The organism is Oerskovia sp. NPDC056781, assembly GCF_042789955.1.
Classification (GTDB): domain Bacteria; phylum Actinomycetota; class Actinomycetes; order Actinomycetales; family Cellulomonadaceae; genus Oerskovia; species Oerskovia rustica.
Map to the genome: position 1 here is coordinate 1 of NZ_JBHUAD010000153.1, position 9,580 is coordinate 9,580.

Here is a 9,580-nt window from a genome sequence, read left to right on the forward strand (position 1 = left end):
GGCCCGTCGTGGTTCCCGAGCCACCACTCGCCGGCTCCGCGCACGAAGCCGACGGCGCCCGCGGCCCACGCGGCGGCGTCGGCGGGGCTGACGTCGGTCGCGCGCGTGAAGGGCTGGGCGACGAGCTGGGTCACGGAGTCGAGGAATGCCGCGAGCGGCGCGGAGGCGGTGCGGGCCGTGCCGTCGGTGCCCGCGATGGCGCCCGTGCGGGTCACGAAGTAGTAGACGTTGGGCGAGCTCGCGATCATCTCGAGGTAGACGCCGACCATGGCGCGCAGCGCGCGGCGCGGGGTCTCGGCGGACTCAGCGGCCTGGGTCAGGGCGTCGTGCATCTGTCCGACGACCGAGGCGCCGATCGCGATCTGCAGGCCTGTCTTGTCCTCGAAGTAGCGGTAGATGATCGACTTGGACGTGCCCGAGGCCGCCGCGATCTCGTCCATGGAGACCCCGGGACCGCCCTTGTGGACGGCCTTGCGGGCCGCGTGCACGAGCTCGGCGCGACGGATGGCGCGGTGGTCGTCCCAGCGGGTCGAGCGGCCGTCGGTCACGGGGGCGGGGGGCGCGGTGCGTCCGGGGTCGCGAGAGAGCACGGCAGTGCGGGGTCTCCCGGCTCGTCCGTTCGTGTCGCCGTTGATCACGCAGTCCTCCAGTGGTGCCCGACGTCGGTGTCGTCCCTGGTCGTCCGTCCGGCGGTCCGCGAGTGGCCCGCCAGGCGGCGCCCCTCGAGGCGGGGACCGCCGGGGCGCAGGGAGCGAGGGGTGTGACCCACCTCACGGTACCGAGAGTATCAGGTACTGTGGGTCTTGGACACCGCGTGGATCGCGCCCGCGGTCCCCACCCTCAGCAACGACGCGAGAGAGAGCAGGCGAAGTGGCCACCCCGAAGACACCCCAGACCACCACCCCCGGAACCGACGAGCGGCAGGACGCGCAGCCCGTCGAGCAGCCCGGGCGCACTCCCGCCCTTCGCGACGCCTACGTCCTGGGCGGCAACCGCATCCCGTTCGCCCGTGCGGGCGGCAAGTACACGGGGGCCAGCAACCAGGACATGTTCACGGCCGCCCTCGAAGGGCTCGTGGCCCGCTACGGCCTCCAGGGCGAGCGCCTGGGCGAGGTCGTCGGCGGTGCCGTGCTCAAGCACTCGCGCGACTTCAACCTGATCCGTGAGTCCGTCCTCGGGTCGTCGCTCTCGCCGCAGACCCCCGCGTTCGACCTCCAGCAGGCATGCGCCACGGGCCTCGAGGCCGTCGTGACCGTGTCCAACAAGATCCGGCTCGGGCAGATCGAGTCGGGCGTCGCGGGCGGCTCCGACACGGTGTCCGACGCGCCCGTCGCCGTGAGCGAAGGACTGCGCAAGGCGCTGCTCAAGGCCAGCCACGCCAAGACCCTGGGCGCTCGCCTCAAGGCGTTCGCAGCGGTGCGCCCGGGCGACCTGGCACCGTCGACGCCCAGCACGGGCGAGCCCCGCACGGGGCTGTCGATGGGTGAGCACCAGGCGATCACCACCGCCGCCTGGGGCATCACGCGCGAGGCGCAGGACGAGGTCGCCCTGAACAGCCACCTGAACCTCGCCGCCGCGTGGAAGGCAGGGTTCTTCGACGACCTCGTGACCCCGTTCCGCGGCCTGACGCAGGACCAGAACATGCGCGCCGACTCGTCCGCCGAGAAGCTCGCGTCGCTCAAGCCGGTCTTCGGCAAGCACCTCACGCCGAGCGCACCCACGCACGGAGCGGCGGCCGGAGGGTCCGCTGGCGCGGCGGCGGCAGGCCCCGCCCTGCCCACCATGACCGCCGGCAACTCGACGCCCCTGACCGACGGCGCCTCCGTGGTCCTGCTCGGCTCGCGCGAATGGGCCGCCGAGCACGACCTGCCCGTCCTCGCCCGCGTGGTCGACGCCGAGTCCGCCGCGGTCGACTTCGTGCACGGTCACGAAGGGCTGCTCATGGCCCCGGCGCACGCGGTCCCCCGCCTGCTCGCCCGCAACGGCCTGGCCCTCGGGGACTTCGACTTCTACGAGATCCACGAGGCCTTCGCCTCGACCGTCCTGACGACCCTGGCCGCGTGGGAGGACGACGACTACTGCCGCACCGAGCTCGGCCTCGACGGCGCCTTCGGGTCGATCGACCGCTCTCGCCTCAACGTCCACGGGTCGTCGCTCGCCGCAGGTCACCCGTTCGCCGCGACCGGCGGGCGCATCGTCGCGACAGCCGCGAAGCTCGTGGCCGACAAGGCGCGCGAGACCGGCCGCCCGGCCCGCGCGCTCATCTCGATCTGCGCGGCCGGTGGCCTGGGCGTCGCCGCGATCCTGGAGAGCACCACGAGCCCGGCCGTCACGCCCGCACAGAGCACCGAGAGCTGAGGGAGCCCACCATGACCGACAAGTACCTGTCCGCCGTGAACTCCGGCTTCACCAAGACCCTCGCCAAGAAGCTCGGCCTGCCCCGGCCCGCGGTCCTGCGCCGCTACCGCCCGGGCGACGCGCTCGTGCCCGGCCCGGTGCTCGTGATCGGCGAGCCCGGCTCGGCCAAGGACACGAACGCCGTCGCGCAGGCCCTCCTCGGGTGGGACCTCGACGTCCGGCAGAACGCCGGCGACGGGGAGACCCGCTGGGGGGCGATCGTGGTCGTCCTGACGGGCGCCACCAGCCCCGCGGACTTCTCGGCCCCCGTGCTCGAGCTCGGCGCGAACCTGCGCCGCCTCGCGCCGGGCGGGCGCGTCGTGACCGTCTCGCGTGCACCGGCCGACGACGACACGCCCCTGCTCGCGGCGACCCGCCAGGGCGTCGACGGGTTCCTGCGGTCGCTCGCCAAGGAGCTGCGCGCGGGCGCCACGGCCAACGGCATCCAGCTCACGGCCGACGCCGCGCCGGACTCGACGTCGGCCCTGGCCACGCTGCGGTTCTTCCTGTCGGGCAGCTCGGCGTTCGTCGACGGCCAGCTGCTGCACGTGGGTCCCGCCGCGACCGAGGCCACGACCGACTGGGACCGTCCCCTCGCGGGGCGCGTCGCCGTCGTGACGGGCGCGGCCCGCGGGATCGGCGCGGCCATCGCCCGCACGCTCGCACGCGACGGCGCGACGGTCGTCGTGGTCGACGTCCCCGCTGCGGGCGAGTCCCTCGCGAAGGTCGCCAACGAGATCAAGGGCACGGCCCTGCAGCTCGACGTGACGGCCGAGGACGCGGGAGCCCGCATCCTCGAGCACGCCCGGACCCGCCACGGCGGCCTGCACGTCCTGGTCCACAACGCCGGGATCCTGCGCGACAAGCTGCTCGCCAACATGTCCCCGGACAAGTGGGACGCCGTGATCGCGGTCAACCTGCTCTCGCAGCTGCGGATCAACGAGTACCTGCTGGGCGCGAACGGTTTCTCGGACGCACCGCACATCGTCTCGCTCGCCTCGACGAGCGGCATCGCGGGCAACCGGGGCCAGACGAACTACGGCGCCTCCAAGGCCGGCGTCATCGGGCACACGCGGGCGACCGCGCGCCTCCTGGCCCCGCTCGGCGGCTCGGCCAACGCGGTCGCGCCCGGGTTCATCGAGACCGACATGACGGCGTCCATCCCGCTGGTCCAGCGCGAGACGGCCCGCCGCGTGTCCTCGCTCCAGCAGGGCGGGCAGCCCATCGACGTGGCCGAGGCCATCGCGTTCCTCGCGTCCCCCGCCGCGGCGGGCGTCAACGGCCAGGTGCTGCGCGTGTGCGGCCAGAGCCTGGTGGGCGCGTGACGGCCGCCGCGCAGGAGACCACCGAGCATCGCAACCCGCGTCTCGTCACGCTGCCCACGCTGCCGGGGCTCGGCGGCCTGTACGCGAAGGGAGTGGCGTCGTCGGGCCGGATCGCCGTGACGCGCTCCCCCGTGGGGCGCGTCCTGCCCGGGCCGCGCGACGTCGTCCTGCCGGACGTCGTCTACCGCGTCGCCGACGTCCCGACCGCGGACGTGACCGAGCACCTGACCGCGTACCAGCGGCTGATCGGCGAGCGCGTCGACGACACCCTGCCCGCGGGCTACCTGCACGTGCTCGCGTTCCCGCTCGCGACCGCGCTCATGGTCCGCGGCGACTTCCCCCTGCCGCTGCTGGGGCTGGTGCACGTGTCCAACGCGGTCTCGGTGCACCGGCCCGTGCGGGTCGGCGACGTGCTCGAGGTGCGCGCGTCCGCCGAGAACCTGCGCGCGCACCGGCGCGGGGTCCAGGTGGACCTCGTGACCGAGGTGAGCACGGGCGGCGAGCTCGCGTACCGCGGGGTCTCGACGTACCTGGCCAAGGGGTTCGGGCTGCCGTCGGGCGAGCGCGCGCCCGTGGAGTCGCCGCGCGAGGACTTCGTGCCACCGCTCCCGACCGCACGCTGGGAGCTCGGCGGCGGGACCGGGCGCGCCTACGGCGCGATCTCCGGCGACCGCAACCCCATCCACACCTCGACCTTGGGCGCCAAGGCGTTCGGCTTCCCGCGGACCATCGCGCACGGCATGTACACGGCGGCCCGCGCGCTGGCCGAGGTCGGCGCCGCACGCGGCGACGCCTACGACTGGACGGTCGAGTTCGAGAAGCCGGTCCTGCTCCCGGGCACGGTCCAGGTCGCGATCACCCGCACGCCCGACGACGCCGCTCACCCGGGCGGGTTCACGTACGTGGGGTGGAACGGGAAGAGCGGCAAGCGGCACTTCAGCGGGACGGTCACGCCGCGCTGAGCACCGATCGTGGCTGCCGAGAAGTGCGCAGACGCCCCTGATCGGGTCGGATCAGGGGCGTCTGCTCACGTGTCGGCGGGTTCACCCCGCGGTGCGCCGGATGCTGCGCCGCCACCGACGTTCGAACACCACGTCCTCGCCGTCGCGCGCCACGACCTCGTCGTCGGTGTGGAAGTACTCGGCGTCGCACGTGATCTCCGAGCGCGTGACGACGCTCGCGTCCCACGCGAGGTCGGCCGACGTGGCACCTCGGCGCAGCCGCACGCTCCAGTCGGAGCGTGTGCGCGCGCTCAGCGGGTCGCGCCCGATCCAGTACCGCTCGAGCGCGTCCTCGGTGAACTCGAGACCGTCGGGGTAGACGCGCGTCCCGCCGTACCTGGGGTCGACCTCGAGGAGCCACTCGTCGGCCGCGACGTCGCGCACGACGCGCCGCTCGGGTCGCTGGTCGGTGTTCTCCGGGTAGACGACACCGAGCGGCGGCGCCTGCTCGGGCTCCTCGAAGGTGACGACCGGGTGCCCGCCGGGAGCGGCGCCGTCGTGCAGCGGGAGCTCGAGAGAGCTGCCCGCGGGCGCGACCGCGAGCGCCGCACCGCCCGGCTGCGGCCACACCCACGGCCAGTACGCGGAGGAGACCGCGAGCCGGAGCCGGTGCCCGGGGGCGAGGGCGTACCCGACGCCGCTGAGCTCGAACGTCACGTCGTGCGTCGTGCCGGGTTCCCAGGGGACCACACGGTCGCGCCCCTCGCGGGCCGACAGGTTGAGCACGCCACGGGTCACGAGCGTCGAGGAGCCGTCGGGGCCCACGTCGCACAGCCGCGCCACGACCTGGCCCTTGTCGCCCGTGCACGACAGCCGCAGTCGGACCCGTGCCCGTCCCAGGATCTCGAGCCGCTGGGCGAGCGGGGCCGAGTCGAAGCACACGGACCGCCCGTCCTCCTCGCGCTGGTCGGGCGGCAGGTCCGCGTCGTTGCCGAACGGGAAGAAGCGCCCCGCGTCGATCCCGGTGTGCTGCGGAGAGGCCACGAGGCACGACGGCGGCACGCCCGCCGGGGCGGTCGGCTCACCGCCCGAGGCGTCCGGACGGGCGGGAAGGTGCGTGACGAGCGGCGCGGTCGTGCGCAGCGCGGGGGCGGCCGCGGCGTCGCCCGCGTCGACGTCGTCCGTTCCACCCGGCGCTCCCGCGAGCGGGAGGACTGCGGCCTTGACGTGCGGCGACGGCCACCGCTCCTCCCCGACCCAGCGGCCGGGCAGCTCGTCGTAGACCGTGGCGGGCGGCACGGACTCGGTGACCCATGCGCGCAGCGCCGGTTCGTCGAGCGCGCCTGTGTCCTCGTCCTTGAGGAACTGGTCCCACCAGCGCAGGGTCTCCTGGAGGAAGCCGATCGAGGGACCCGGCGGCAGGCCGCGGTCGGGGTACTGGTGAGACCAGGGACCGACGATGCCCCGGGCCGGACCACCCAGGGCACGGTCGCCGCCCGCCGTCGTGTCCCCCGCGGCGACGAGCCGCAGGACCGTGTCGCGGTAGGGGTCGTTCCACCCGCCGACCGCGAGCACCGCGGCCCTGATCGCCGAGTAGTCCTCGATCACGCTGCCGTGGCGCCAGTAGTCGTCGCGCACCTGGTGGTCGAGCCAGGTGTGGACGAACGGCTCGGTGTGCTCGAGGCGGTCGAGCCACTGCTCCTTCCACCGGTCGCCCACGACGGCCGGGTCCGGGGGCCGGGAGCAGAACGCGAGCATGGTCGCGGCCCACGCGTGCATGTCGACCGCGAGGACCGAGCCGCCCGTGTAGTGGACGTCGTTGTCGTAGCGGTCGTCGGTCGAGCACACCGTGACGATCGCGCGCAGCGCCGCGGGCGCGAGGGCCGCGACCTGCAGGGCGTTGAACCCTCCCCACGAGATGCCGAACATCCCGACCTTGCCGCTGCACCACTCCTGCGCCGCGAGCCACTCGACGACCGCGACGCCGTCGGCGAGCTCGGTCGGGGAGTACTCGTCGTCCTGGTGGCCGTCCGAGTTCCCGCTGCCGCGGAGGTCGACGCGCACCGACGCGTACCCGTGGCCCGCGTAGTACGGGTGACGCTGCGCGTCACGCGGGGCGGTCCAGTCGGACAGCCGGTAGGGCAGGTACTCCAGGATCGCGGGGACGGGCGTGGGGGCGACCGGTCGCCACACGCGCGCCGCGAGGCGTGTCCCGTCGGCGAGGGGTATCCAGTGGTCCTCGACCGTGGTCTCGAACGGGAGCTCGGTCACGTACCGCATGGTCGTTCCTCCGGTGCTGGGTCGATCGGGTGGTGCGGGTGGTGCTGGGTCGATCGGGTGGTGCGGGTGGTGCTGGGTCAGTGGACGGGGTACATGGTCCGCCTCATCCAGGGCGAGAGGACCAGGACGACGACCGCGACGAGCACGGCCACGGCCCCGTTGAGCGTGAAGTACAGGCCGTCGGGGATCTCGCCGTAGAACCTGACGGTCTGCGCCTGGATGCCGTTCGCGAGCGCGATCGACAGGAACCACACGGCCATCGACTGGCTCGAGAACGCCGCGGGCGCGAGCTTGGTCGTCGCGGACAGGCCCGTCGTCTGGAGCAGCACGTCACCGAGGCCCAGCAGCAGGAGCGAGGCCAGGAGCCACCACACGGCGATCTTCCAGTCGCCGCTCTGCCCCGTCACAGCGGGCACGAGGACCAGGTAGGACAGCCCGCCGAGCAGCGCGCCGATGGCGATCTTCTTGGAGGCGTGCGGCTGCCGCGGTCCGAGCCAGGTCCAGAGGGCCGCTACCACGGGCGCGACGAGCACCTCGACGCCGCCGAGGAACGAGCTGAACCAGGCCGCGGGTGCCTCCCACCCGAAGATCGTGCGCTCGACGTGCTGGTCGGCCAGCAGGATCAGGACGCTGTACGCCTGGAACAGCACGAAGTTGAACGCGACCGACGCGAACCACAGCACGAGGAACGGGCGCAGCCTGCCGCGTTCCTCGCCCGTCACGCGCGGGCTGCGGAACATGACGGTGAAGTAGACGATCGGCGCGGCCATCGCGACAACGGTCAGCGCGTCGACGACGCCCGCGATGCTGAGTCGCCCCACGAGCGCGAGCCCAGCGGCGAGGATCACCACCCCGGCCGCGACCCCTCCCAGGACCCACAGGGTCCGGCGCATCACGGCCGGTGGCAGGGGCGCCTCGGGGCCGCGCCCGTGCCCGGGGACGTGCTTGCGGCCCACGACGTACTGGACCACTCCAGCGGTCATGCCGATCGCGGCGGCCGAGAAGCCCCAGTGCCATCCCACGTCGGCGCCGAGCCATCCCGTGACGAGGGGGCCGAAGAACGCCCCGACGTTGATGCCCATGTAGTAGAGCGCGAACCCGGCGTCCCGGCGCTCGTCGGTGGTCGAGTAGAGCTTGCCCACGAGCGTCGACACGTTGGGCTTGAGCAGGCCCGTGCCCAGGCTGATGAGGACCAGGCCGAGCCACGTCGAGAGCTCGGCGGGGATCGCCATGGTGTAGTGCCCGCACGCGATGAGGATGCCGCCCCACAGGACCGCGCGGTACGAGCCCAGGACGCGGTCCGCGATCCATCCGCCACCGACCGAGACCAGGTAGACCATGGTCCCGTAGCCGGCCGCGATCGAGGCCGCGGGCCCGGCGGCCATGCCGAGCCCGTTCTCCGCGACCGACGCGGTGAAGAACAGGACGAGGATCGCCTGCATCCCGAGGAAGGAGAACCGCTCCCAGACCTCGAGGCCGAACAGGGTCGAGAGACCTCGGGGGTGCCCGAAGAAGGCTCTGTCGTCGGGGTCGACCGCAGGTCCTGCCGGTCGCGCGTCCTCGGTCGTCAACAGCCCTCCAGCGGTCGGTCAGCCCGTCGCAGGTCCGCGGAGGCATCCTTCCAACCTAAGGAGATTCGGGTGAAGAGGCCACAGGGGCGCCTCGGGTGGACCCGTCACCTCGCCCGCTGCGCGGTGCCCGGGCGATGCAGCCGCTCCAGCAGCCCGTCGCGGACCCGCGGCCACTCGTCCGCGAGGATCGAGAAGTAGGCGGTGTCGCCGCGCGACCCGTCGGGCGCGACGCGGTGGCTGCGCAGCACCCCCTCGGGTACGGCTCCGAGGCGCCGGATCGCCGCGATGGACCGCGCGTTGCGCGCGTCGGCCCGCAGCGCGACGCGCTCGACGTCGAGCACCTCGAACGCGTGCCCCAGCAGCAGGTACTTGCACGCCGGGTTGGTCGCGCCGCCCCACCAGGGTCGGTCGTAGAAGGTCGATCCGAGCTCGACGCGCCGCTGGGAGGGCGACCACTCGTAGAGCGAGGTGCTGCCGCGGACGCACGTGGCACCGTCGGGTGCGGAACCCGGAGCCACCGGCCCGACGACGGCCCACGCCAGGCGCCCCGGTGCCGCCACCGCCTCGCGCACGTAGGCGGACATCGCGGACGTACCGCGCGGCGTGGGCGACGACATGCCCGCCCACAGGGCGTCGTCGACGAACGCGCCGAGCGCGGGCGCGTGCTGCTCGGCGAGCGGCTCGAGCCGCAGCCCGAATCCCTCCAGGACGACGTCGTTCTCCATCCGGTCATCCTGCCCGACCAGTTGTGAAGGTCTCGTGGACCGCCCGTCACCCGAGATGCGAGTCCCCGCGACCCCTGCCTACGGTCGTCAGGAAGCAGCCACCACCACCGAGGGAGGAACCCCATGGGACTGGGAGACAAGATCAAGCACGGTGCCGAAGAGGCCAAGGGCAAGGTCAAGGAAGGCGCCGGCAAGGCGACCGGCAACGAGCGCCTCGAGGCCGAGGGCCACGCTGACCAGGCGAAGGCCAACGTCAAGCAGGCCGGCGACGACGTCAAGGACGCCTTCAAGAAGGACTGACGCCCCGACGAAGACCGCCCCGGGACCCGTTTGCGGGTCCC

General features: G+C 73.4%; 8 protein-coding genes. 4 read left to right on the plus strand and 4 right to left on the minus strand.

Annotated features, from left to right (window positions below; all coding sequences use genetic code 11):
- Positions 1–590, minus strand: a 590-nt coding sequence (locus ACFRCR_RS13090) for a TetR/AcrR family transcriptional regulator (RefSeq protein WP_377678078.1), incomplete at its 3' end; no start/stop codon positions are given.
- Between the two features lie 280 nt (positions 591–870).
- Here ACFRCR_RS13090 and ACFRCR_RS13095 point away from each other — a divergent pair.
- From ACFRCR_RS13095 to ACFRCR_RS13105, 3 genes are read left to right on the plus strand one after another with little or no spacing between them, the layout of a single operon-like run.
- On the plus strand, positions 871–2,358 hold the full coding sequence (locus tag ACFRCR_RS13095; protein WP_377678080.1) for an acetyl-CoA C-acetyltransferase: 1,488 nt from the start codon (positions 871–873) through the stop codon (positions 2,356–2,358).
- An 11-nt stretch (positions 2,359–2,369) separates the two neighbouring features.
- Positions 2,370–3,722 carry a 3-oxoacyl-ACP reductase gene (locus ACFRCR_RS13100; protein ID WP_377678081.1) on the plus strand — a complete coding sequence of 451 codons (1,353 nt, stop codon included), beginning with the start codon at positions 2,370–2,372 and terminating at the stop codon, positions 3,720–3,722.
- A complete protein-coding gene (locus tag ACFRCR_RS13105) occupies positions 3,719–4,684 on the plus strand; it encodes a MaoC/PaaZ C-terminal domain-containing protein (protein WP_377678083.1) in 966 nt (321 codons plus the stop codon). Before ACFRCR_RS13100 ends, ACFRCR_RS13105 begins: the two co-directional genes overlap by 4 nt.
- A gap of 81 nt (positions 4,685–4,765) precedes the next feature.
- On the opposite strand, the gene ACFRCR_RS13110 is transcribed toward ACFRCR_RS13105, so the two are convergent.
- The 3 genes from ACFRCR_RS13110 to ACFRCR_RS13120 all read right to left on the minus strand — a co-directional run bounded on the left by ACFRCR_RS13110 (position 4,766) and on the right by ACFRCR_RS13120 (position 9,239).
- Complete coding sequence (locus tag ACFRCR_RS13110) at positions 4,766–6,943, minus strand: CocE/NonD family hydrolase (protein WP_377678085.1); 2,178 nt, start codon at positions 6,941–6,943, stop codon at positions 4,766–4,768.
- Positions 6,944–7,020: 77 nt separating this feature from the next.
- Positions 7,021–8,514 (minus strand): peptide MFS transporter, encoded by a 1,494-nt coding sequence (locus tag ACFRCR_RS13115; RefSeq protein ID WP_377678086.1) that lies wholly within the window; start codon positions 8,512–8,514, stop codon positions 7,021–7,023.
- A gap of 104 nt (positions 8,515–8,618) precedes the next feature.
- The gene (locus ACFRCR_RS13120) at positions 8,619–9,239 is read right to left on the minus strand and encodes a GNAT family N-acetyltransferase (RefSeq protein ID WP_377678088.1); all 621 of its coding nucleotides are present in this window, start codon (positions 9,237–9,239) and stop codon (positions 8,619–8,621) included.
- Positions 9,240–9,362: 123 nt separating this feature from the next.
- Between ACFRCR_RS13120 and ACFRCR_RS13125 the strand changes: the two genes are divergently transcribed.
- Positions 9,363–9,539 carry a CsbD family protein gene (locus ACFRCR_RS13125; protein WP_138826384.1) on the plus strand — a complete coding sequence of 59 codons (177 nt, stop codon included), beginning with the start codon at positions 9,363–9,365 and terminating at the stop codon, positions 9,537–9,539.
- The last annotated feature ends 41 nt before the right edge of the window (positions 9,540–9,580 follow it).

Bases quoted from the DNA above. Each gene is read 5' to 3' on its own strand.
- ACFRCR_RS13100 (WP_377678081.1), top strand. From the start codon at position 2,370: ATGACCGACAAGTACCTGTCCGCCGTGAACTCCGGCTTCACCAAGACC.
- ACFRCR_RS13110 (WP_377678085.1), bottom strand. From the start codon at position 6,943: ATGCGGTACGTGACCGAGCTCCCGTTCGAGACCACGGTCGAGGACCAC.
- ACFRCR_RS13120 (WP_377678088.1), bottom strand. From the start codon at position 9,239: ATGGAGAACGACGTCGTCCTGGAGGGATTCGGGCTGCGGCTCGAGCCG.
- ACFRCR_RS13125 (WP_138826384.1), top strand. From the start codon at position 9,363: ATGGGACTGGGAGACAAGATCAAGCACGGTGCCGAAGAGGCCAAGGGC.